At 59.6% G+C, this 23,191-nt stretch carries 24 protein-coding genes and 1 pseudogene; 19 read left to right on the plus strand and 6 right to left on the minus strand.

Annotated features, from left to right (window positions below; translation table 11 throughout):
* From BC363_RS09970 to BC363_RS09985, 4 genes and pseudogenes are all read right to left on the minus strand, one after another.
* A pseudogene (locus BC363_RS09970) lies at positions 1–556 on the minus strand (hypothetical protein); the annotation flags it as partial.
* A 55-nt stretch (positions 557–611) separates the two neighbouring features.
* A complete protein-coding gene (locus BC363_RS09975) occupies positions 612–1,256 on the minus strand; it encodes an aldehyde dehydrogenase family protein (protein WP_244519833.1) in 645 nt (214 codons plus the stop codon).
* A gap of 88 nt (positions 1,257–1,344) precedes the next feature.
* Complete coding sequence (locus tag BC363_RS09980) at positions 1,345–1,830, minus strand: adenosine-specific kinase (protein WP_053251050.1); 486 nt, start codon at positions 1,828–1,830, stop codon at positions 1,345–1,347.
* Positions 1,831–2,151: 321 nt separating this feature from the next.
* Positions 2,152–2,673: a prepilin peptidase gene (locus tag BC363_RS09985; RefSeq protein ID WP_065784742.1), complete on the minus strand. Its 522-nt coding sequence runs from the start codon at positions 2,671–2,673 to the stop codon at positions 2,152–2,154.
* 324 nt (positions 2,674–2,997) lie between these two features.
* Between BC363_RS09985 and BC363_RS09990 the strand changes: the two genes are divergently transcribed.
* The 14 genes from BC363_RS09990 (at position 2,998) to BC363_RS10055 (ending at position 16,355) form a co-directional block, all read left to right on the plus strand.
* A complete protein-coding gene (locus tag BC363_RS09990; protein ID WP_065784743.1) occupies positions 2,998–3,243 on the plus strand; it encodes a hypothetical protein in 246 nt (81 codons plus the stop codon).
* A gap of 104 nt (positions 3,244–3,347) precedes the next feature.
* Positions 3,348–4,361 (plus strand): Flp pilus assembly protein CpaB, encoded by a 1,014-nt coding sequence (cpaB, locus tag BC363_RS09995; protein WP_065784744.1) that lies wholly within the window; start codon positions 3,348–3,350, stop codon positions 4,359–4,361.
* Between the two features lie 64 nt (positions 4,362–4,425).
* Positions 4,426–5,913 carry a type II and III secretion system protein family protein gene (locus BC363_RS10000; protein ID WP_065784745.1) on the plus strand — a complete coding sequence of 496 codons (1,488 nt, stop codon included), beginning with the start codon at positions 4,426–4,428 and terminating at the stop codon, positions 5,911–5,913.
* On the plus strand, positions 5,894–6,196 hold the full coding sequence (locus BC363_RS10005; protein ID WP_244519834.1) for a hypothetical protein: 303 nt from the start codon (positions 5,894–5,896) through the stop codon (positions 6,194–6,196). The genes BC363_RS10000 and BC363_RS10005 overlap by 20 nt, the downstream gene beginning before the upstream one ends.
* A 102-nt stretch (positions 6,197–6,298) precedes the next feature.
* On the plus strand, positions 6,299–7,903 hold the full coding sequence (locus BC363_RS10010; protein WP_065784746.1) for a TadE/TadG family type IV pilus assembly protein: 1,605 nt from the start codon (positions 6,299–6,301) through the stop codon (positions 7,901–7,903).
* Complete coding sequence (locus BC363_RS10015) at positions 7,900–8,379, plus strand: TadE/TadG family type IV pilus assembly protein (RefSeq protein WP_065784747.1); 480 nt, start codon at positions 7,900–7,902, stop codon at positions 8,377–8,379. The genes BC363_RS10010 and BC363_RS10015 overlap by 4 nt, the downstream gene beginning before the upstream one ends.
* Positions 8,373–9,017, plus strand: a complete 645-nt coding sequence (locus BC363_RS10020; RefSeq protein WP_065784748.1) for a TadE/TadG family type IV pilus assembly protein — start codon at positions 8,373–8,375, stop codon at positions 9,015–9,017. Before BC363_RS10015 ends, BC363_RS10020 begins: the two co-directional genes overlap by 7 nt.
* 21 nt (positions 9,018–9,038) lie before the next feature.
* Positions 9,039–10,181, plus strand: a complete 1,143-nt coding sequence (locus BC363_RS10025) for a pilus assembly protein (protein ID WP_065784749.1) — start codon at positions 9,039–9,041, stop codon at positions 10,179–10,181.
* Between the two features lie 68 nt (positions 10,182–10,249).
* Entirely contained in the window at positions 10,250–10,789 is a 540-nt protein-coding gene (locus tag BC363_RS10030) for a L,D-transpeptidase (protein ID WP_065784750.1), read from the plus strand.
* 19 nt (positions 10,790–10,808) lie between these two features.
* Entirely contained in the window at positions 10,809–12,266 is a 1,458-nt protein-coding gene (locus BC363_RS10035) for a CpaF family protein (protein WP_065784751.1), read from the plus strand.
* The gene (locus tag BC363_RS10040; RefSeq protein ID WP_065784752.1) at positions 12,263–13,216 is read left to right on the plus strand and encodes a type II secretion system F family protein; all 954 of its coding nucleotides are present in this window, start codon (positions 12,263–12,265) and stop codon (positions 13,214–13,216) included. Before BC363_RS10035 ends, BC363_RS10040 begins: the two co-directional genes overlap by 4 nt.
* A 7-nt stretch (positions 13,217–13,223) precedes the next feature.
* Positions 13,224–14,171: a type II secretion system F family protein gene (locus BC363_RS10045; protein WP_065784753.1), complete on the plus strand. Its 948-nt coding sequence runs from the start codon at positions 13,224–13,226 to the stop codon at positions 14,169–14,171.
* A 15-nt stretch (positions 14,172–14,186) separates the two neighbouring features.
* Positions 14,187–15,491 (plus strand): AAA family ATPase, encoded by a 1,305-nt coding sequence (locus BC363_RS10050; RefSeq protein ID WP_065784754.1) that lies wholly within the window; start codon positions 14,187–14,189, stop codon positions 15,489–15,491.
* 285 nt (positions 15,492–15,776) lie between these two features.
* Complete coding sequence (locus tag BC363_RS10055; protein ID WP_065784755.1) at positions 15,777–16,355, plus strand: hypothetical protein; 579 nt, start codon at positions 15,777–15,779, stop codon at positions 16,353–16,355.
* A gap of 200 nt (positions 16,356–16,555) precedes the next feature.
* Here BC363_RS10055 and BC363_RS10060 read toward each other — a convergent pair whose 3' ends face one another.
* Positions 16,556–17,077 carry a tetratricopeptide repeat protein gene (locus BC363_RS10060; protein ID WP_065784756.1) on the minus strand — a complete coding sequence of 174 codons (522 nt, stop codon included), beginning with the start codon at positions 17,075–17,077 and terminating at the stop codon, positions 16,556–16,558.
* A gap of 320 nt (positions 17,078–17,397) precedes the next feature.
* Here BC363_RS10060 and BC363_RS10065 point away from each other — a divergent pair, with 320 nt between their 5' ends.
* Together BC363_RS10065 and BC363_RS33430 are read left to right on the plus strand one after the other, a co-directional pair.
* Positions 17,398–17,892: a hypothetical protein gene (locus tag BC363_RS10065; RefSeq protein ID WP_065784757.1), complete on the plus strand. Its 495-nt coding sequence runs from the start codon at positions 17,398–17,400 to the stop codon at positions 17,890–17,892.
* Positions 17,893–18,213: 321 nt separating this feature from the next.
* Entirely contained in the window at positions 18,214–18,684 is a 471-nt protein-coding gene (locus tag BC363_RS33430) for a BA14K family protein (protein WP_083223575.1), read from the plus strand.
* 328 nt (positions 18,685–19,012) lie between these two features.
* On the opposite strand, the gene BC363_RS10070 is transcribed toward BC363_RS33430, so the two are convergent.
* Positions 19,013–20,113, minus strand: a complete 1,101-nt coding sequence (locus BC363_RS10070; protein WP_065784785.1) for a LacI family DNA-binding transcriptional regulator — start codon at positions 20,111–20,113, stop codon at positions 19,013–19,015.
* A 243-nt stretch (positions 20,114–20,356) separates the two neighbouring features.
* On the opposite strand from BC363_RS10070, the gene BC363_RS10075 reads away from it, so the two are divergent.
* The 3 genes from BC363_RS10075 to BC363_RS10085 all read left to right on the plus strand — a co-directional run bounded on the left by BC363_RS10075 (position 20,357) and on the right by BC363_RS10085 (position 23,189).
* Positions 20,357–21,634: an amino acid ABC transporter substrate-binding protein gene (locus BC363_RS10075; protein ID WP_065784758.1), complete on the plus strand. Its 1,278-nt coding sequence runs from the start codon at positions 20,357–20,359 to the stop codon at positions 21,632–21,634.
* 80 nt (positions 21,635–21,714) lie between these two features.
* A complete protein-coding gene (locus BC363_RS10080) occupies positions 21,715–22,461 on the plus strand; it encodes an ABC transporter ATP-binding protein (RefSeq protein WP_083223578.1) in 747 nt (248 codons plus the stop codon).
* The gene (locus BC363_RS10085; protein ID WP_065784760.1) at positions 22,461–23,189 is read left to right on the plus strand and encodes an ABC transporter ATP-binding protein; all 729 of its coding nucleotides are present in this window, start codon (positions 22,461–22,463) and stop codon (positions 23,187–23,189) included. Before BC363_RS10080 ends, BC363_RS10085 begins: the two co-directional genes overlap by 1 nt.
* The last annotated feature ends 2 nt before the right edge of the window (positions 23,190–23,191 follow it).

The following is a 23,191-nucleotide window of genomic DNA, read 5'->3' on the forward strand; positions in this document are numbered from 1 at the left end:
TACTGGAGGCCGAGCTTGGCCTGGCCGAAGAGACTGCCGAATTCGCCGTTGAGGGTCGGGATCGTCGCGCGGTAATAGTAGCTCGCGCAAAGATGATCCTGCATGTTCTGCCCGACCGCCGGCAGGTGCCGTCGAACATCAAGGCGATGAGGTTGACCTGTTTCAGCGTTGCGGCCCAGAAGGTGAGGCCGGTGGTGACGCCGAAGCCACAATAGATGGCGAGCAGGGCGTGGTAGCCCGGCAGCGTCGCGTACCACGGGCCAAGAAGCCCGGTGCCGACCATTGAGAAGAGGATGAGCAGGCGCGGCTGCACGCGGTCGGCCAGCCAACCGCTCGGCAGGTAGCAGACGAGGAAGGCGGTGCCGAGGATCGAATAGAGGACGCCGAGGTCGATATTCGTCAGGTGCAGCACCTCCAGCATCGTGGTCTGGTAGGACTGGCGAAGATAGAGGATCGGGTAGATCGCGCCGGCGGCAATCGCGATCAGGGTCAGTTGCAGATAGCGCCCGCGCGCGCCCGCTGCCGTCGTGGCTGCGGATTCGAGGGTTGTGCTCACGGTTTTCCTCCCCCGGCCGGTTTTCAGAAGGTCCGGCCGGTCATGTGTCGTCGGATCAGTGTTTCAGGATGACGAGCCGGGTCTGGGTGAATTCCAGCATGCCGTGCTTGCCGTCGTCGCCGCCGAGGCCGGACTTCTTCCAGCCGGAATGGAAGCCCTGGTAGGGATCGGCCGGGAAGCGGTTGATATAGAGTTCGCCCGCTTCGATGGTCGCGGCGGCACGCATGGCCTTGCGGTAGTGCTCGGTGAAGAGCACCGAACTCAAGCCGAACTGGTGGTCGCTCGCGAGCGCCAGCGCCTGCTCGAAATCCGAATAGCGCAGGACGGCAAGCACGGGGCCGAAGACCTCTTCGCGCACGATCTCCATATCCCGGCGGCAGCCGGACAGCAGGGTCGGTGGATAGAAATAGCCTTCGCCTTCCGGCAGGAAGCCGCCCGCTTCGACGATGGCGCCCTCGGCGCGGGCGCGCTCCACCATGGCGTGGATACGCTGCCTTGAGGCCTCGTTGGCGAGCGGGCCCATATGGGAAGCATCGCGCGACCGGTTGCCGAAGGCGCGGGCCGCGAAAGCCGCCTTGAGCTTGGCGAGCAGGGAGCTGACCCGGCACTCAACGACGCTGCCGTCGGCGCCTCCCAGCTCCCGGGTTTCTGGCAGTATGGCAGGGCTTCTGTCGCCCGTTTCGCTCCAGCAAGATCCCATGGGGAGTGGATAGCGGCCTGCACCGTGGCAGAGTGGGTTCGCTCGAAAATCTCTCTGGAGGGCCGTCGACTTCGGCTTCATCCAGCCACTACAGTTTGTAGCCGATCTTTCGCAGCAGGTCTTTCCGCCACGCAATGTCTGCGTCGGTTTCGACACCCAGCGGTGAGGCGCCATCCACCACGCCGAGTACGCCACGGCCCAGCTCAGTTTGCGCGACGATCACCTGTGTCGGGTTGGCCGTTGCGCAGTAGATGCGGCAGACCTCCGGCACCGCGCGCACCGCAGCCAGCACGTTGACGGGAAAGAATCCGTCGCCCAGGAAGATCAGGAAAGTGTGGCCGGCGCCAATGGCCAATGCGTTGTCACGTGCGAGGGCGAGCACCGCTTCGTCATTGCCCGACCAGCGCACCAGCCGCTTACCGGAGGCCTCGCAGAAGGCCAGCCCGAAGCGGATGCCAGGAACCGCGCCCACCAGCGCTTCGTGGAGGTCCTCCACGGTCTTGATGAAATGCGACTGGCCAAAAATGAAGTTGGTGGCGTCCGGCTTGACGATTGGCACCACGGTGAGTTCCATGGCTGCGCTCCTTCAAGGTAGGCAATGCAATGGTAGGTAGGCCTACGGAAGGCGATTTCAAGCCGTCACATGCGACCCATTCGCCGCTTCCTCGCTCATGTCACGCGCGGTTTGCTACTGCATGTTTCCTTAAATCCTATCCGCTTTAAGGACAAAAACATGCAGCAATTCAAAGTGCTACAGCGACCTTGGCGCGTCTGATAAGACGCGTTGCCGTTGACCATGCCGGGCTGATGACCAAATTGATGACGATGCGGTCGTTCACGAGGTTTGAGCATCATGGCGGCGCCGTAGCGCAATCGACCGCATCGCTGCGGAATGTCAGGACTTGGCGTAGGACACGGCCATCGTGGCCAGTGCCGCCAGGGCCATGATGACACCATAGGGGATCTTGCGCGTGGCGCGGATTTCCTCGATGCGCACAAAAACCGAAAAATGCGCCAGTTGCAGCGGCATCGGCCATTTGAGCGCCAGCAATGTCACAATACCGCCGATCAGCAGGAAGGCGGCGAAGGGGAGCATGCCGTGCCAGCCGATGAAAAGGCCGATCGGCAGGAAGAGCTTGGCATCGCCGGCGCCGAACATGCCGAGGGCCCAGAGGCAGACGCCGAGGGCGAAAAGCAGCAGGCCGGCCGCGAGATCGCCGCCGATCCCGGTGGAGGAAAAGAGCGTCGCGCCGACGTCCCCGCTCGTCAGCAATTCCGCCAAGGCGCGCAGGAAATAAAGGGCGAGAAGCGCGAGGATGGCGGTATTCGGTATCTTCCAGCTGCGAAAATCACTCCAGGCGGCATAGAGAAAAAGCGGTACCGAGATCATAGTAATAATGTCGATTATCGATGTCATGTTTTGCCCCCTTTCGTGCCATGTGGTCGTAATTTCAGCAACTCTCGACTAATTCCAAGTTATCTCTAATCCTTTTGGGTTAGGTCGCCGTCAATAAATATTACCGCCTGTCGTATTTCGGTAGCGTATATCCCCGTCAATTCAGTTTCTTCCAAGTTCCGATTTTAACCATAAAATATAGATGTCCGATATGACTCAGCATTAGAAGTTGACGATATAATAATTAAGAGATTATTAATCATGGCAGTCGGAGAGGTGGTCTCAATGACGGGGGCGAGCCGGGGAACAAGCGGCACGCAGAAAACAATCTGGAGGTAATTCTCGATGAAAGCACTTTTGTCTAAAGTACGCGCTTTCGCGCGGGAAGAAGACGGCGTGGCGCTGACCGAATATCTGATCCTGCTCGGCCTGCTTGTCGGCGGTGTCGTGGCGTCAGTCCTTACAATCGGCGGCGAACTTAACTCTGATTGGTCCGAGTGGGCCGGTTGGTTTACAACGCAAGATTTCGGCGCTCCGGCAGGCACCGGCACTGGCGGCACTGGCGGCACTGGCGGCACCACCGGCGGCTGATCTATTTGCAAGGCGAATCAAAAGGAGGGGAGTTTATTAACTCCTCTCCGCTAATTTAGAGAAGAGTTTTTGAAGTATTTTTGTCCTATGTGCGAGTGCCGACGATGCGTACATCGACGATCATCAGTCTAGTTATTGCTCTTATGCTTGGACTCGCTGCGGTTTTTGCCACGCGCACCTATCTTGCCGACCAGCAGGCGCGGCTTGCGGCCGCCGGCGCCAAGAAATCCCAGGAAAAAACGCTTGTCGTTGCCGCCAAGGCCATGCGCTTCGGCGATCGGGTACGCCCCGAAAATCTCAAGGCCATTCCCTGGCCGTCCGAGGAGCGGCCCGAGGGTTCGTTCCAGGCGATCGAGGCGGTGATCGGAAACAATGACGAGCCGCGCTATGCCATGGAGGCGATCGATCCCGGTGAGCCGGTGCTCTCCTCGAAGATTACCGGTGCCGGTGAGCGGGCCACGTTGTCGGCGGCGCTCGACCAGGGAATGAAGGCCGTTTCCATCCGCGTCAACGACGTTCTCGGCGTTGCGGGCTTCGTGCGTCCCTCGGATCGCGTCGACGTCCTTCTGACCCGGCTTGCGCGGAACCAGAGGAATGGCAGCGAACAGACCTCTGTCGATGTTCTGCTCCAGGGTGTGAAAGTTCTGGCGGTGGACCAGACGGCCGATGAGCGCAAGGACGAACCCTCGGTCGTCAAGACCGTGACTTTCGAGGTGACGACCGACGAGGCGCAGCGCCTGACGCTCGGCGCCAATATCGGCACGTTGTCGCTGGCCTTACGCAATATCGCTTCCGCCGACGTCGAGCAGACGCGGCCGGTCACCGTGGCGGATCTTGGCGGAGGTCCGATGGCAGTCGAACTTGGCAAGGACATCGCGCAAAAGTCTGACGACGGGCGCTTCGATGTGATCGAGCGCCTGGTGCGGAAGGTCGGGGACGACCTCGGAGGCCGACTGAATTCGGTCGAAAGCAGGATGAATACGCCGCTGCGTGAAAAACAGGTGCAAATCGTAGAGCGTCAGGTCGAACCCACCTTGCCGATGGAACCCAAGTGGGCGACGGTCGGCGTCTGGAACACGACCAAACGTGAAGAACACCGGGTGGGTCTGATCCAGTGAGATGAAATACGGCCTGCTCTGAGGGGGGCAGGCCGGGCTTCGACGAGAGGGGGCTAAGGCTGGAATGTTGAGGGGAAGCTTGAAGGGGGCGGCACGTGCCAAAGCCCTCGCGGCGACAGTTGCCGTAGTTTCGGCCTATGGCCTCTGGGGCCCCGGCCTGGCCGGACGTGCCGATGCACAGGAAAAATTCGTCAACCTCGGGGGGGCCGTTCAGCAGGTGAACCTCCCGCCGAATGAGACGATGACGATCAGAACCGCCAAGCCGTTCGGGGACCTCGTCATAGGCAGCGCCGAGCTGATCGATGTGGTGCCGCTTTCCGACAGGTCGCTGTTCATTCGCGGCAAGAAGATCGGGGCCACCAACATCTCGGTCTATGACGACGACAAGAAGCTTGTCGGTGTCATCGATATCCGCATCGCCAGCGATTTCAGCGAAGTCGCCTCAGCCATCCGCTCCGCCTCGCCGGGGTCGCAGGTTCGGGTGATCAACTCGAATGACCGCATCCGCCTGACTGGCATTGTCCGCGACGCCACTGAATTGCAGCGGGTGCTGGAAATTGCCCAGTCCTATTCCGATCAGCCGGTCCTCAACCAGTTGCGCGTCAACGATTCCCAGCAGGTGATGCTTGAGGTCCGGGTGATCGAAGCGTCGCGCCAGACCGGCCGGGACCTCGGCATCGGCTGGTCGGGGCGAGGCACGAACGGCATCGGCAAGGCAACGACGAGCCAGGGTATCGGCGTGGAAGACGGCGCACTCGTCCGTACGCTGGGGGATGCGGCCGGCGCGGCAACCGGCATGCAGCCTTTCGGCCAATTGATCGCCAAGGTGCTGGAAATTTCCGGCGGCCAAATCGATGTCGTCATCAACGCTCTTGAACAAAAGGGGCTGGTGCGCCGCCTGGCGCAGCCGAACCTGATTGCGATGAGCGGTGAGACCGCAAATTTCCACGCTGGCGGTGAAGTGCCGATCCTGACAACTGTGGCCAACGGTGCGACGGTTGCGACCCAGACCGACTACAGGCCGTTCGGCGTGCGGCTGTCCTTCACGCCGGTGGTGCTCGACGGCGGACTGATCAGCTTGAAGGTCGAGCCGGAAGTTTCCGAGCTCGACACATCGATCAACGTCAACGGCAATCCCGGCTTCATCTCGCGTGCGGCCAAGACCACGGTGGCGCTGCGCGACGGCCAGAGCTTCGCAATGGCCGGTCTCCTGCAGTCGACCAACGCCAAGGACATCCAGCAATTGCCGGGATTGGGGAAACTTCCCGTGATTGGCGCGCTGTTCCGCTCGACCAGCTTTCTGAAAAAGGAATCCGATCTCGTCATCGTCGTCACGCCGCGTATCGTGCGACCGGCAGCACCCGGCGAGGACCTTTACACTCCGCTTGACCAGACGCGCTCGTCGAATGATGTCGAGCTGTTTGCGCTTGGCATCCTGGAGGTCGACAAGGACATGCTGCGCCGCTTCCGCGATGGCGAAGGCGTGACAGGTCCCTATGGCCACCGTCTCGATCTCGATGTGGGAGGCGAACTTGCTGTTGCGAAGAAGTAGGCGCGCACTGCTGGTCGTTGCTGTTGCGAGCCTTGTCACCGGCTGCGCCGACTACATGAACCACAGGGACACGATCACCTTCGGGCTGGGAAACGCGGTGGAAGCGAACAAAGGCATCCACACGCAGGATCCCTTCCCGCGGGCGGCACAGAACACCCACATCGCCGCCGACGGCAAGGTGATCCATAGGGCTGTCAGCAGCTATCAGAATGGTGGAGGGCCATCGGCGATGGTCTTGCCCGCGCCTGCGCAGTCGTCCAACGGAGCGATGTCCGGGCAGTGACGTTAGAAGGCAGCGTTTAAGAAACGGCGGCAGCGCCGGAAAGGACTGCAGTAGAAACAGCGCGTCACGACGGCAACGCCGCCGCGATGGAGGGGCATGCCAATGTTGAACAGGGCTATAAGACGGTTCTGGAACGATCATCGCGGCTACGTCATTGCTTTGACGCTCGTTGCCATGCCGCTGCTGCTCGGCTTCTCCCTGCTGGTCATCGATGTCGGGCGCAGCAGCAATCTTCATACCGACCTTCAGAACGCTGTTGACGCCATGGCGCTTGCAGGCGCCCGCGAGCTTGACGGCCGCGACGACGCGATCGAGCGGGCCGAAACGGCGATCAAGAAGCTCACCAACAGCGCGGCCTTTGCCGGCGGCGGAACCAGCATGTCGCTCGGCTCATACGACCCCGTGTCTTTCGATGCCGGGAACCCAGCAAAGGGCACGGTCAACGTCCGATTTCTCAAGAAAATTCCCGCCAACGATGACGATCCCATCACCGGATCGATGGAGACGGAGAATTCAAACGAGGCGTCCTATGCCTGGGTCTTCGTCCCGGATGAGCGCGTAAAGATGCAAACGATCTTCCCTCTGCCGGTGGGTTTCAGCAGGGATACGATCAGCGTCTCCGCCGAGGCGGTGGCAGTCTACCGGGCGAGCGCCTGCGACGTGACGCCGATCTATATCTGCAATCCGTATGAGAATCCGGGCGGCGGAAATGCCGAGGCGGCGGCCGATGCGCTGCATACTAATTTTGCCTCCGGCAACCTCTACGGCCGGCAGATCGAACTGCACAACAACAATAGTGTCACCGCAACATCTGGACCGGGAAACTTCGGTTTTCTGGAAACCCTCGGCAAGGGGGCCGACGCGCTCGCCGACGCGCTTGCCCTCGGCAAACCGGGAGTATGTTACAAGCAGGATGATTTAACGACCGAACCGGGCGAGATGAGAGGGAAGGTCGAGCATGGAACGAACACCCGTTTCGGTCTCTATGGCGCCGACTACAAGAACGTAGACGACAAGTGGCGTTATCGCCCGGCACCAAACGTACGAATGGCCCAAACGCAGGGCAATAAAGCTTGCAGCACGTATGAGCAGGCGGCCAACGCCTACGATGCCGTGCCGCTCGGCTATGGCACGGATATGGAGGTTATTCCGGGCGGCGGCGGCAAGATTAGTAAGAGCAATAATTGGAACTTAAATCTTTATTGGGACATCTCGCACTCGGGCAAGGATCCGAGCCCACTGAAGTCCAATCCAAATTATACTCCGCCGCTTGCGCCGATTGCTGCCATCACTGGATATTCGTCGAGCTATCCCGGAGGAATTACCCCTTCCGGCACACAGCCATCGGCCTATGATGTCTACAACTATGAAATCGGCAACCCGACCCTTCTGGCGGACAAGGCGCCAAACGGCGAAAAGGGTTCTCCCCAATGCCACAAGGGCTACAATCTCGCCGACTATCCCGATAGCACGTATGGCAACCGCCGCGAGATCTTCGCTGCGATCGTTAACTGTGCAGATCAGGAGCTCAAAGGGCGCACTCCTGGCGTGGAGGCGGTTGCCTTCGCGCGGATGTTTCTCACGAAGCCTGTGGTGACCAACGGCAGCGACAGCCATATGACCCTCGAAATGGTCGATATCACCGGAAAGGGCGGACGCGGCACGCTCGATGAGTTCCTGCGCGAAGAAGCTGAGTTGGTCCGATGATGGCGCTCCGACACCTGATCCGGCATCGGCTCTGTCTCGGCTTCTGGCGGAGGGAGGAGGGCGCTGTGCTTGCCGAGGCGCTGGTGGTGGTGCCCTTCGTGACGCTGTTTGCGGCGGGCATACTCGAATTCGGCAACATCTTTTGGGAACGGATGCAGATCGACGCGGGGCTCAGAGACGCCGGGCGCTATTGGTCGCGCTGCCGACAATCTCCAACATACACCTCTTACTGCACTGAAGATATTGCAAGGAAGATTGCTTTTTATGGTAGCCCCATTCCGCCCACGGGAACACCCTTGCGCGTTCCAGGCTGGGGCCCGGGTACGGCGGCACTCGATATTTCGCCGATCAGCACCAACGGCACGATCACCGTCGAAACGTCGCATCTCTACCAGACTTCGCCTCTGTTCGGCTGGCTCGGCATCGACACCATCACCATCAACTCCTCCCATGAAGAGAGGTATATTGGATGGTGACCCTCCGCACAGTCGGCACCTTCTGGCAGGATACCCGCGGCGTCAGCCTCGCCGAAGGGCTGATTACTTTTCCGCTCGTCATGCTGATCTTCGCTGCCTTCGTCGAGTTCGGCTATGCCATGCATCAGTGGAACCAGACGGTCAAGGCACTGCAATACGGGGCGCGCGTGGCGGCAGTCTCTGATCCCGTCAATTCCAATTTCAACCCGGTTACGGCTGTTGAGTCCACGGATCCCCTGGTCGTCGGAACAGGCGTCCGACCCGCTCCAGCGGGCCTTCCGCGCATATGGACCTGCGAGGGCGTCAACTGCAACAGTCAATTGAACCGTATCGTTTACGGTTCCGCCGCGGCGGAGAGTTGCCCGGACCTGGCGCTCGGGGCACGTCCCGGGATGTGCCACATCAATCCGCGGATCCGAAAGAATAACGTGGTCGTCACTTATGAGCGTTCGGGGCTCGGCTACTGGGGCCGCCCAGACGGTGCGGTGGTCACGATCCGCCTTGCAAGCCAGAACATCACCTTCGACCTGCCCATCCTCGGTGCGCTGCTTGGGCTCAATGACATCACCATTCCCGCCCATCCGGTGACGATTACTTCGGAAGACCTCCGGACATGTTCAACCTGCCCGGCTCCCTAAAATACAGCGTGGAATAGTGAGATGACAGCTCATATGAACTTCGCAGCATCCACAAAGATCCTTGTCCTTTCCGACGACGCTGCGGCTGCGAGCTTTATGCTCGACACGTTCGGTTCGCTGTCGCGCTACGAAGTGCGCCACATGGCGCTGACAGCACTTGCGGATGCGGGGCGGTTCGATCCGACGCAGTTCAACCTGATCGTGCTGGATGTCGACAATGGCGAGACGCTGAACCGCCCCGGCCTCTTTGCGTTCCGCACCAGCCACCGCAACATTCCGCTCGTGATCGTTTCGGAAGATCTGCCGGAGGAAATGCTACGGCCGCTCTTCCGGCTGAATGGCGACGATTGGCTGAAGAAGCCGCTCGAGCGGCGCTCACTGATCGACATGATCTCCACGCACGCGCCGGGTGCGGGCGCCAGCGATAGCCGGGTTCATGCCGTCGTCTCGGCCGTTGGCGGCGCCGGCGCCAGTGTGATCTCCTCGTCACTCGCCCATGTGCTGGCCCAGTCGACGAAAAACTCGGCGCCGCGCGTCGATCTGTTCGACCTGGATTTTTCTTGCGGCTCGCTCGGCTACTATCTCAACCTTGTCAACGACTACGATCTGAAGCCGGTCATGGCCAATCCGTCGCGTGTCGACCTCGAATTCATCGATCTCGTGCGCAAACGCCATTCGAGCGGCTTTTCCCTGCTGTCCTTCAAACAACCGTCGGTCCTTCTGGCACCTAAGGGCGCCGAACTGGTGTTGCGCATGCTGGATGTCGCAGCCTTCGAGAGCGACCACACGGTCATCGACATTCCCTACTACAACACCCCATGGAAGGATGCTGTGCTCGGATCGGTCAACAGCATCTGCGTCGTCACGGAGATGACGATCCCCGCCCTCCATCAGGCCAAGGATCTGTTTCTCAATCTGGTGCGGTTGCGCGGCAACGCGGACTCGATCCAGATCGTCATCAACAAGTATCGGACGAAGTTTTTCAGCCTTGGCGTGCGCCGGGAGCAGGTGGACAAAATCTTCAAGGATACGCATGCGCATATCATTCCCTATGACTGGGACACGATGAGCGAGGCGGTGAACCGTGGCGTGCTGCCGATCGAGGTAAACTCGCGCTCGCGCTTCTGCGGCGCCGTCAACAAGCTTGGAGCGCTTGTCAGATGAGAGTGTACGCGCATCGCAGCGACGGACCGAGATGGCGACACGGCAATGCTTCAGCTTGCGACCGAGTGATGCGGGTCCTGCTGTTTGCAGTCTCGGTTGGACTTGCAAGCGCCGCCACCGATGGATTGGCGAGCGGGCTCGTGCCGCGAAGCCTTGGGCCGAGGACGAGCGCCACGGTGACGGTCGAGAAAAACTATCCGGCCGGCACGATCGTCATCGTCAGCGAAAATCGGACGCTCGATCTTATCATCTCCGGCAATCGCGCCATCCGTTACAAGATCGCAGTCGGGCGCGACGGCTTTCGTTGGAGTGGCGTCGTCAGGGTTGGCCGAAAGGCAGAGTGGCCCGAATGGCGGCCGCCGGCCGAGATGAAGGCGCGTGCGCCTGAGCTTCCGGAATTGGTGCCTGCTGGCCCGTTCAACCCGCTCGGTGCGCGCGGCATCTATCTCTACCGCGGAACCGCCGACACGCTTTACCGCATTCACGGAACGAACGACCAGTCGACGGTCGGGAACTTCGCATCTTCGGGATGCTTCCGGATGAGCAATGCCGACGTCATCGATCTTTATGACCGAGTGAAAGTCGGAGCGACAGTGATTGTAAGATAGTCGAACAGGGTGAAGGTCAATGGCAACCGGGTTCATCGGACGTTTCTACAAGCAGACGCAGACGGGTGATGGGGAACTTGCGGAGCCCGCTGATCTTCTTTCCGCTGAGGTGCCTGCGAACAAGGTGGCGCCTGATCCCCATGTTGGCGAAGCTGGCGCAACGGTCGGGCTGGAAGCCTCGCTCGGCCTCGACATGGTCGCCGAGCGGGTCAACCTGCATCGTTACCTGCTGGACCGCATCAATCTCGGCATTCTCGACACACTCGACAACGAAGAGATCGCCGCCGAGATCAGGCCGCTGGTCAAGGATTATATCCGCCGCAACAACTTTCCGCTCAACGCCAAGGAAATCAATGATCTGATCCGTGAAATCACCGACGAGATGCTCGGGCTCGGGCCCATAGAGCCGCTGCTGGCCGATGATACGATCGCGGATATTCTCATCAACGGCTACAAAAGTGTCTATGTCGAACGAAGGGGCAGGCTCGAAAGCACGGCGGTTCGCTTCAAGGACGAGGATCACCTGTTGCGGGTGATCAACAAGATCGTCTCAGCTGTCGGACGTCGCGTCGATGAATCGACACCGCTGGTCGATGCCCGCCTCAAGGACGGGTCGCGCGTCAACGTTGCCATCCGGCCGATCTCGGTTGACGGGCCGCTTGTTTCGATCCGCAAATTCACCCGCTCGCCTCTGACGCTGGAGCGCCTGGTCGAATACGGCGCCATGGCGGATGCGATGCGCATTCTTCTCAGCGCTGCGGTCAAAGGCAAGGTGTCGATGATCATCTCGGGTGGCACCGGCTCGGGCAAGACGACCTTGCTTAACGCCATGTCGTCGCAGATCTCGCCGAAGGAACGTCTGATCACAATCGAGGATGCGGCCGAGCTCCAGCTGCAGCAGCCGCATGTCGGGCGATTGGAGACCAGACCGCCAACGCTCGACGGCCGCAACGAGGTTCGGCAGCGCGAGCTGCTGAAGAATGCGCTGCGCATGCGTCCCGATCGAATCATCGTCGGCGAGGTGCGCGGCGAGGAGGCCTTCGACATGCTGCAGGCGATGAATACCGGTCACGAGGGATCGATGACAACCATTCACGCCAACACGCCGCGTGACGCCGTCGGCCGGCTCGAACAGATGGTCGGCATGGCGGGCATGCCGATGTCGCAGCTCAGTATCCGCTCGCAGATCTCCTCCGCGATACGGGTTATCGTGCAGGTTCAGCGTTTGAGCGACGGTAGTCGCAAGGTCGTCTCGATTTCCGAAATCACAGGCATGGAGGGCGAGGTCGTCCAGATGCAGGAGATCATGCGGTTCAAGAGGACCGGCACAGAGGATGATGGCCGCATTCGGGGGGAATTCCGAGCAACCGGGCTTCGCCCTCGTTTCATCGAAGAGTTCGCGGACCTCGGGATCGCCGTCTCCCCGCTGATTTTCGATCCTGGAAAGCCGCTGCAAACGGGGGTCGTTGAACCATGAGTCTGCTCCTGCTCTATGCCGCCGTGTTCATCGCAGTGCTGGTTTCCGCCGAAGCTTTGCTGCGCAGTTACTTCACGAAATCGGAGCGTCAGCGGGCGGTCAACCATCGCCTGAGCCTGCTTGGTGAAAGTGATGACCATCGCAAAACCTATCGCGATATGCTGAAGGAGCGCGGTGCCGACGAGGATTGGCGTTCGCTGCCATTGATGCAGTTCATCAGACAGTTCTACACGCAGTCCGGCATCAAGTTCGACCCAAGGCGATTTGTGCTCTATGCAATTGCTGGCGGGCTTTTCATCTGGTTGATCGTCCAGTTTCTGGTGCCGAGCAACATCGTCCGGGTTCCGGTTTTCCTGATGATTTGCCTGCTCATTCCAGTGCTTGTCGTCTGGCGCGCCAGGGCGAGCCGTATTCGAAAATTCACGCAAAAACTTCCAGAAGCACTCGATGTTGCCAATCGGAGCCTTGCAGCCGGCCATCCACTGCCGGCCGCGATTGCTCTGGTGGCGCGCGAGATGCCTGATCCGGTCGGAACGGAGTTCGGTCTTCTATCGGACGAATTGACCTACGGGGTCACGTTGGACGATGCACTCGCCAACCTTGGCGATCGCGTGGGTGCGGAAGACCTCAATCTGTTGGCGATCTCGCTGAGCGTTCAGGCAGGGACCGGCGGCAATCTTGTCGAGATCCTTCAGAATCTCTCAAAGACGTTGCGTGATCGCTCAATGCTGAAGGCCAAAGTCAAGGCGATCTCGTCGGAGGGACGGATCACCGCGATCTTTATGTCACTCTATCCGTTTCTTCTTTACGCAATGATCAAGGCGCTCTCACCGACGTATTTCGACCCTGTTTGGAATAGCGGCCACGGCACGACCGTGGTTGTGGTTCTGTTTGCGATCATGGCAGTCGGAAACGTCATTCTCTACAAGATGGTTAACTTCGAGTACTGAGGCCACCATGCTAGGTGAGTATGGAATTTATCTCATCGTTTTCTTCTCGGTGCTGATATTTACCGGCGCCGCATCCGAATTTGTCTTCCGGCGCCGCGAGGTCGGTCTCCGAATATCGGAAACGACGGTGACGGCAGGCGGGGAGGAACTCCAGCTTGGCGACGGTGCGATTGTTGACTTCGGTGAAGTCGAAAACCGATTGATCCGCCGCTATTTCGAGATCACCCGACGCGATCGGAATGCCAACTCGACACAGAACCGGCTGATCCGCGCCGGGTATTTCAGTGCGGGCGCGGTAACGGTGTTCCAATTGATCCGTGCGCTCATCTGCATTGGTGTCCTGGTTGCAGCCGTCTGGGCCCTTGACCGCTTCATTCCTGAAATGTCGCGCCTCGCAGGCGTGGTCGTCGCCATGTTTGCCGCCGGCATCACTTTTGTTCTGGTCAACATCCAAATCGATCGGCGCGGTCAGGCCAAGGAGCGCGAGTACAGGCGGCTCTTTCCCGATTTCATGGACATGCTGATCGTCTGCCTGGATGCCGGAATGAGCATCGAGGCGGCGGCAAACCGTGTCGCGAGAGAATTCGTCCACAAGCGGCAGGATTTCGGCCTGCATCTTTCGATCATGATGCTGGAGGTGCGCGGCGGGCGCCGCTTGCGTGATGCCCTGGCCAACCTGGCAACGCGGCTCAGGATTGACGAGGCGCGAGCGCTCGCGGTGCTGTTTCGCCAGTCGGAGGAGCTGGGAACGAGCGTCACGCAGACGCTGCGCGTTTACAGTAAGGAAATGCGCGATCTTCGTGTCGTGCGGGCCGAGGAAAAGGCCAATTCCCTGCCGATCAAGATGCTGCTGCCGCTCGGGGCGTTCCTGTTTCCCGTGAGCCTCATCATCGTGCTCGTGCCCATCGTCATGCGTGTTGTCGGCATTCTCACCGGCCTGAAGCCTGGTGGATAGGACGTAGGGGGCTATATGCAGTATTCACCCGAACAAGATCGCGAAGACTTCGCCGTCGCACTCGATCCGCGGATGCCGATGGCGCCGATGAGCCTCGAAGAAACCGGCCTTGATGTGTCGTTCATGTTGCGGCTGGCGGCAAAATGCGCGACGGAACGGGATACCGTGACGCCATCGCACCTGGCGGCCCGGATGAAGCTGCCGAAGGTGGTGATCAATCTTCTGATCAAGGAGCTGGTGAAGCTCGCATATATCGAGGCGAGGGGGCTTGCGGGGGAGGACGTCAAGTCCGACATCCGCTATGCGCTTTCGATGAAGGGCATGGACTATGCGCAGGCGGCGGCACGACAGTCAGAATACATTGGCCCGGCTCCCGTGTCTCTCGATGCCTTCTGTCGCCAGATCGGCTTGCAGTCAATTCACCACGAACGCGTCACCTATGAGCGGTTAGTCCGGAGTCTGGAAGGGTTGGTGCTGTCGCCGGCGTTGGTCGAGAAGCTTGGGCCGGCCGTAAATTCGGGCCTTTCCATCCTGCTCTATGGCCCCCCCGGCAATGGTAAGACAAGCATCGCCGAGCGGACCTCGGAGCTTTTCGTGCAGACGATCTGGGTGCCTTATGCCATCGAGGTCGGCGGTTATGTCATCAGCTTCTATGACGAGGCGACGCATCAGCCAGTGAGTGAACCGGCGGTCAGGCCGCACCCGAAGGCCGACCAGCGATGGGTGGAGTGCCGGCGGCCGGTCATCAAAACCGGTGGCGAGCTCACCCTGGATCTGCTCGACCTGACTTATAGCCCAGGATCCCGTGTCTACGAAGCCCCGGTGCATCTGAAGGCATCAGGCGGAGTCTTCATCATCGACGATTTTGGGCGCCAGCAGGACCGACCCCAGGCGCTCATCAACCGCTGGATCGTGCCGCTCGAGCGGGGCTACGATTTCCTGACATTGCATACCGGCAAGAAGTTCAAGGTGCCGTTCGATGAGCTTGTCGTCTTCTCGACCAACATTGCACCGCGAGAACTCTCCGACGAAGCCGGCCTGCGGCGCCTCAAATATAAGATATATGTGAACAACCCTTCGCGGGATGAATATCTACGTATCTTTGAGTCCTACGCCCGCAAGGCCGCGATAGACTTGGTGAGCAGTGATCTGCGCCTGTTCTACGAACGCAAATACGAGGGGGATACGCCGGCGTCCTGTTACCATCCCAAATACCTCCTGGATTTCATCTCCTCCTATTGCGAGTTCAACGACATGCCGAAGGTCGCGTCGCTGGAGATGCTGGACCGGGCTTGGGGAGGGGTGTTCACATTGGACTAAAGCGGGGGCTATTGCATAATTCCTTAAATCGAAATCGATTTAAGGAGAAAATTATGCAGCAGCTTTAAGGCGTTACAGCGTCCTTTGCACGTCATGTTTGACGCGCGGCGCTGTAAAGTGGGCCGACAATGGGATGTCATTAAGAGATGTCTGAAATACTGAGGCAAACGATCATGAGCTCGGCAACGCGCAACGCCTGAAGTGAACGTGGCCCCAAGGGGATCTGGGGTTTCGGGAAACACAGAGAGCTTGGGTTAAGGCCCGGCTTCGTGACGGAGGAATTCGATGACGCATATTTCGAATGTCGAGGTCGACATCAAGCCCGACGCCGCATTGCTGCGTAACGAGCACGCCGCCAATGAGCCAAGCCGTTCGCGGAGCACGCCGATCATCGCACTGGCCCTTATGCTGCTGCCGCTCAACACGGGTATTTTGCTCTACACGGCCAAGAATGCCGCAGACGTCCGCGAGAGCCGAGAAAGCCTTTCCGCTCTCAAGCGCTCGATCGATGGTTTGAAGCAGCAGATTAGCAAACAGGCCGCGAACATCGCCAACGGCGCCAGGGCCGACGACATGGCGGCCGTTCGAAAGACTGTCGAGGAGCTGCAAAAGGATGTCGCCGATCTCGATGACCGCATGAACCCGAGCATGTTTGCCTCCAGCGGCAGCATGATCATCAGCGCGCCTGGAAAGGAAGTGACCCAGCGCCTGGCGCCATCATCCTATTCGGTCTCCGCTCCGGAAAACGCCGTTGACGATGTCCTGGCCGCAGCCGATCCTCAGGGCGGTTCCATCGCGAACTTGCCACGCTACGAACGGTCTGTCTCGGCGGATGGCAAGCTTGTGCTGAGAAAGGTGCGGTAGGGCCGAACCTGCCTTGAAATAGATTCTCTCCCGCAAATTGCCCGACGCGGCGTTGCTATGGCAGCGGTTCGCTGTTGCCTGGCGCTGTGCGTCGTCTACAGCGGCACTGCCGCGTTGTTCAGTTCGGAACGGAAGCTGCATAAGGAAGCTCACCGCCGGCGTTTTGGCGCCGGCGGGCCCGTGTCGGTGGTGTCGGCGGCTTATCGCTGCGCGTATTTGACGCTGTTCTTCATCAGCTCCAGGTTCCTGGCCGTCGTCTCGTTCGCCGGATCGAGCTCGTATGCTTTCAGGAAGTACTTGCGGGCCCCGGGCAGGTCGCCGCGCAGCAAGTGGGAATAGCCAATATTGTTGTAGTAGACGGCCGTACCGCCAATCATTTTGGAGAGTTGCGCGTAGGCGCGGTCGGATGTGTCGAAGCGGCCGATCATGTCGGAAGAGGCCGCAAAGCCCAACCATGCGGCAGGGTCTCGCGGAAAGACGTCAACGGCCCGCTTGTAGATCGCGTAGGACTTTCCGTAGTTCTTCTCTTGAAACTGGAGCTTGCCCGTGGTCACCAGTTCATCGTCCTTGTAGAAGGCGACCGCCGAATCATCGTTGAGGGTTTTCGCGCTATCGCCGAAGGCGGCCACATCGTCCAGCGCGTCCGTTTGGCATCCGGCCAGTATCAGCCCCCCAACGATCAAAAGCACAACGCGTCCTGATTTGCTCCGAGACATTACCATTCGTCCCCCTAATTTCGGGTATCCTAGCCTCGCCTGCAGATGGGCTCATCGAAAATCTTGCTGAAAAATAACTAATAAAGAAAGAATTGAAATTGCGAGTCGCATTAAAGAGACACTGACGACGAGCTCGAAGGTCCGTTTTTCGCTCCGGTCTTGTGAGCACGATAGCCGTCTGCTTGATGACGACAAATACGAGGCGGCGGGAGTAATAAAAGCAGATGGACCGATTCTTATCCGAGGTAGCGGCACCTCGGTAAGCCTCAATTAAGCGTCATCTTATATTTTCTTGCTCGGCGCGTGCGGGGGATAGGAATCGAAACATGCGAGCCTCAGTAATGACGGTCATTCGGCTTGGGCCTTGCGCGGTCTACGGGGCCGCCGCCCTCTCCCTTATCAGCGTCGCGCTGGTCGCAAACGCGCCGTCCAGCGCACTCGCCTGGAGCGTGTACCTGACGATGGTGCCCTCGACGCGCGGACTCGTGCTTACCCTCGTCTCCGCTCCAGAGTCGGTATTCTGGGGTGCGGTCGCGATGCTCACCGTCGGCGCCGCGGTTGGTGCCTATCTCGCCGTGCGCCCGGAACGATATCTGCGACTGCGCTTCGTTCACGCGCATGTCGCGCTCATCGCCTCAGGGCTTGCGGTGATCCAGATCTCAGGAAACGGCGCAGGGCTTGCCAGCGCTTCATTCTCTCAGCTTCCCGCCAGTAGCTGGTCGGTTGTGCTGAGATCGCCGACGGGGCTCGTCCTGCTTGTGCTCGTATTTCTGGCGTGCCTCAACGCCCATGCGGCGATCATCAAGCGCATTCGTGTTTAACTCCCATCGAGTTCGGCAGGGAGGTGAGCGCTACCTTTGTGGTGGCGCCAGAAGTCGAAAACGTCATGGGACCCCGAGCCGGATCGTCTCATTGGCCCTTTGCCGCACCTCGCTCACTTGTCCGCGCAAGGCATGGCATGGGCACGTGAAGCGAGCGCATCACATTCGTGGCGCAGCGCAGAACGGAGTCCCCGTTCAATGGCAGCTTAAAGTGAAGGTTGGCGGTTGTTGGCGCAAGTTTCTGGCGAGCCGAATGCTGTTCATGCTGTGTTCATGGCGTTCACTGGAAAATGACCTGACGAAAAACTGTCGGGTGATGTCATGAAAAAAATAGGTGCAGTGTTAGTTGCAGTTGCCACGGCCCTTACGGCAGTGTCGGCACAGGCATTGCCTATGTCTCCAATGTCGGTGAATCCTCCGAATTTCCAGGCTGCAGAGCTGATCCACCACAAGCCCGGTCATTATGGTGGTCCGCCGCACTCACGCGGATACAGCAATCATCGTTACAATTCGGGCCCACGATACGGCTATTACAACGGCTACCAGGGTTACCGTTACCGACGGGACGGCTACCGTCGGCATAATGATGGATGGTGGTATCCTCTGGCCGCATTCGGAGCAGGCTTAGCCATCGGTGGTGCGATCGCGTCGCCACCCCGTCGGGTCTATTCGAACGCCAGTTCAGCCCACGTCGAATGGTGTTACGACCGCTACCGTTCATACAGGGCCTACGACAACACGTTTCAGCCCTATTATGGGCCACGCCAGGAGTGCATTTCGCCATACTATTGATCAGAGCGCCGGGGCATTGCCGATCGACGCTTGGCAACCGGTAGCCGTCGGCAAAAATGCGCACCTGACGCATGCGGTGGTCGGCGCTTGGTAGGCCGTTAAAGATTAGATCGCCTTTTCAAGCACCTGTGGTCGCGGCTGGGAGGCGGGATCCAAGTGGGAGGCATCCCTCGCGGCGAAAGAAGCCGAGGCGGCTGCGTTTGCAAACATCGATCGATTTGGCAGGCCGCGCACCAGTGGCGCCGCTTACTGCATAATTCCTTAAATCAGAATCGGTTTAAGGATAAATTATGCAGCAAGTTTAAAGCGTTACAGCGTCCTCAGCGCGTCATGTATGACGCGCGGCGCTGTAGCGCCCAGTCGGCCTCGGCGCGGCGTCCTTTGCAGGGCCAGTGCTGTCCCGGACGATCAATTCGACCGGCAGGATTGTCTCAATCGGCACGGACTCAAGGTCGTTCGAATTGATCAGCCGCATGAGCAGCGTTGCCGCCGTTCGCCCTGCGCTGTGTTGCTCAATGCGGATCGTCGTCAGCTTCGGGCGGATCAGGTTGAGGAAGGGCATGTCGTTGAAGCCGCTTACCGATACGTCGGTCGGGCAATGCAAGCCGCGCCCGCGCAAGCGTTCGATGGCGCCAAGCGCAAGACGGTCGTTGGCGCAGAGGATCGCGGTAAACGGCTCTTGCGACGACAAGAGGGCGTCGACGCAACGCATGCCTTCGTCCTCGTCGAAACGCGTTGCAGTGACCACCAGCCGCTCGTTGTGCGAAAGCTTCATGGAGGTTACGCAATCCCGAAAGGCAGCAAGCCGCAGCTGGCCGGTCGAGAGATTCTGTGGTCCGGCGATGTGGGCAATCGAACGATGACCGAGGTCGCTGAGGTGTGACAGCATCTGCCGGATGCCGCCTTCCTCGTCGTTGATGATGTAGGGAACGCAGGCGCGTTCGACACGGCGGTTGAGCGTAACGACAGGCATGCCGTCCTCGGCGGCCCGAGCGATCGAAGGATCGCTGCGCAAGGCAGCCGCGTGGATGATCCCGTCGACGCCACGGTCGCGCAGCACATCCACAAGCCGGCTTTCCCGCTCCTTCTCGCTATCGGTGTTGACAATGATCGAGGCGTAGCCGAGTGGCTCCAGCACGCTTTCTATCCCACGGAGAATGGGCGGAAAGATCACGTTGGTGATATCAGGGATCATTACCCCGACTGTCATGGTGCGGTTGGTGCGCAGACCGGCGGCAATCCGGTTCGGCCGATAGCCGAGCCGTTCGGCAGCTCCTTGCACCTTCTCGATCACTTCCGGGGTTATGCTTCTGCGTTCCACCGGATCGAGGGCGCGCGAAACGGTCGAGACGTGAACGCCGGTTTCCCGAGCTATGTCCTTGAGGGTTATTCGCTTCTTCAACATGACGCCACGCACCTTTCGAACCATCTCATACATCCAAACGAAATTTCATGCAATCGATTGCGAGATTGACTTGACGCCGGTTCGGAAATTTGCAAATGTCAAATGCAATCGATTGCGTGAATATCGCGCAATGCTAGTGCAATCCAGAATACGCAGGCGGTTTTTCGGGTTGAGGAGCCTGGCAGACCGGCAATGGTGCCCTTGAGGTCAATCTCAGGGGCTTTTTCGGAAGAAGTTATGCAATCGATTGCTTTGGGAGGAGCACCAATGGGAAAGTTGAAATTTGTCTTGGCCGCGACGGCCGCGATGCTGATGTCCAATGCCGCGTACGCGGAGACCCTGCGGATCGGCGCATCATTGCCGATTACCGGCGGGCTTTCCGTCAGCGGTGAGAAACACAAGCGGGGCTATGAGCTCTGCACAAAACTGATCAATGCGGCCGGCGGCATTCTCGGCCGGCAGGTTGAGCTCATCGTCAGCGACAACCGGTCCGATCCGGCGACCGCCATCAACCAGTACGAACGGTTCATCAATGTCGACAAGGTCGATGCGGTATACGGGACATTCTCAAGTCGGCTGACGTTTCCGGTCGGAAGCGTGCTCTCCAAGTACAACATGGTCCATCCGATCCCTTCGGGCGGGGCGCTGCGCATTTACGCCCAGGGCTTCAAGAACATGTTCTATTTCCAGGTCAACGCCGCCGAATACACCGGCAAGGACGTCGTCGGCATGATCAAGGAGCTGATCCCGGCCGACCAGGCACCGAAGTCCGTGGCCATCGTTCACGCCGACGACTTCTTTGCAAATGCCATTGCCGCAGGGCTTCTCGGCCAGAAGGTGATCGATCCGGCAAACGACAAGCAAATCGCCGATCTCGCGCCCGGTTATCTCGCGGACGCCGGCATCAAGGTCGTGATGGAAGAGAAATGGCCTGAAGAAGGCTTCAACGACTGGCTCAATCTTGCCAACTCGATCAAGCGATCGGGCGCCGAGATGATCATCGGACTGACCGCCTCGGCAGAAGAGGCGGTGCAGCTGACGCGCAGCCTCAAGACCGTCGGCGCAACCCCGAAACTCGTCTATCTCAGCCAGGGCGCTCAGACCGAATACATCGAGGGTGTGGGTAAGGAAGCCGCTGAAGGTGTCGTTATCCATACGACCTGGCATAAGGACGTGCCGTTCGAAAGCACGATTGCCGGAAAACCCTTCAATAATGCCGATTTCGTCAAGGCATTCGAAGCCGAGTATTCGGCCGAACCGGATGAGGACAGCGCTATTCCCTTTGCAGTCTGCCAGGGGATCGAGCAGGCCATCATCGGGGCTGGCACCACCGACAACGCCAAGATGGGCGAATGGCTGAACGCGCGGACCAAGGATGATCCGGTGCGCACGGTGCTTGGGCGGTTTTCCTGGGACGACATCGGCCTGCCCGAGAGCAAATCTCATATCATGACCCAGTGGCAGGACGGGCAGATGCGATTTGTCTACCCGACCGGGGAGTTCGAGGGGATTTCCCCGATGGCATATCCGAAGGCGGGCTTTTAAGGCCGCCTGCCAATGGGAACGCCGTCGGCTCGGCGTTCCCATCCGTTCCTATGCATTTTTCACGCAAGGAGGCCGAGCCCGTGCTCGAAGTCAGGAATCTCTGTAAGCATTATGGCGGCATCAAAGCCGTCGACGGGGCAACGTTCAAGGTCGAGCAGGGCTCGATCACCGCCCTGATCGGACCGAACGGGGCCGGCAAAACCACCGCTTTCAATTGCATCAGCCGCACGGTTGTCCCGACCAGCGGCGAAGTTTGGCTTGACGGTCAGCGCATCGATCATCTGCGACCGCATAAAATCACCTCCAAGGGGCTGAGCCGTACGTTTCAGATCTCGCGCAATCTGGCCGATATGACGGTTCTCGAGAATGTCATCGTGCAATCGCGCGCCGAGGGCATCCGCGGATTGTTCAGCCCGGCCGTCTCGCCGCGCGAAAAGGACAAGGCGATGGCAATCCTCGACTTCCTCGGGATTACCCGCATTGCCTATGAAGACGGGCACAATCTTTCCTACGGTCAGAAAAAGCTGATGGATCTGGCGGCACTCCTGATGTCGGATCCGAAGATCATCCTGCTCGACGAGCCCGCCGGAGGCGTCAACCCATCGCTGTTGGAGGAAATCGTCGGCCATATCCTCGCGCTGAACGCAAAGGGGCTGACCGTCCTCATCGTCGAGCACAACATGGACCTGATCATGCGCCTCTCGCACAAGGTCGTGGTCATGGCGCAGGGCAGGGTGATCTGCCAGGGAACGCCCGAGATCGTCAGAAAGGATCGGGACGTTCTCGACGCCTATCTCGGCGGCGTGCTCGAGGCGGAGGCGGCGTGATGAGCGAACTTCTCCGGGTTACCAACATTACCGCTGGCTATGGCGACGGCCCGGCCATCCTCGACGGCGCTCACCTGACGGTCGAGCCCGGCAAGGTCCACTGCATCATTGGCCCCAATGGCGCCGGCAAATCGACGCTGCTCAAGGCAATCTGCGGCATGCTGACGATCCGCAAGGGCGACGTGGTCTTCAAGGGTGAGCGCCTGAATGGCCTGCGTCCCGACCAGATCCTGCGCAAGGGTATCTGCTTCGTTCCGCAGGAACGCGCTCTCTTCCCGAAGATGACCGTTCGCGAAAACCTGCGGATGGGAGGCTTCATTCTTGATGACGCGCGTGAACTGGAACGGCGGATAGAAGCGATTCTCGAGCGCTTTCCCATTCTGCGCGAACGTGCCGACCAGCACGCTGGGACAATGTCCGGCGGCCAGCAGCAGACACTTGCCATGGCCCGCACGCTGATCATCAAGCCGGCGATCGTCATGCTCGATGAGCCGTCACTCGGCCTCGCGCCAAAGATCGTCCAGGAGATGTTCGACATCATGAAGATGATGTCTGCGGAAGGCGTCACGGTCCTGCTCGTCGAGCAGAACGCGATGATGGGGCTAAAAAACTCCGATTGGGGCGTCGTTCTTGATCTCGGCAAAACCCTTTTCGAAGGCCCAGCCACCAACGTTCTTTCCGATCCCAGGATCCAGGAACTCTACCTCGGCGGCAAGAAGGCCGCCTGACG

Origin of the sequence: Ensifer sp. LC384 (assembly GCF_001695865.1) — a bacterium.
Taxonomy (GTDB): Bacteria; Pseudomonadota; Alphaproteobacteria; order Rhizobiales; family Rhizobiaceae; genus Ensifer.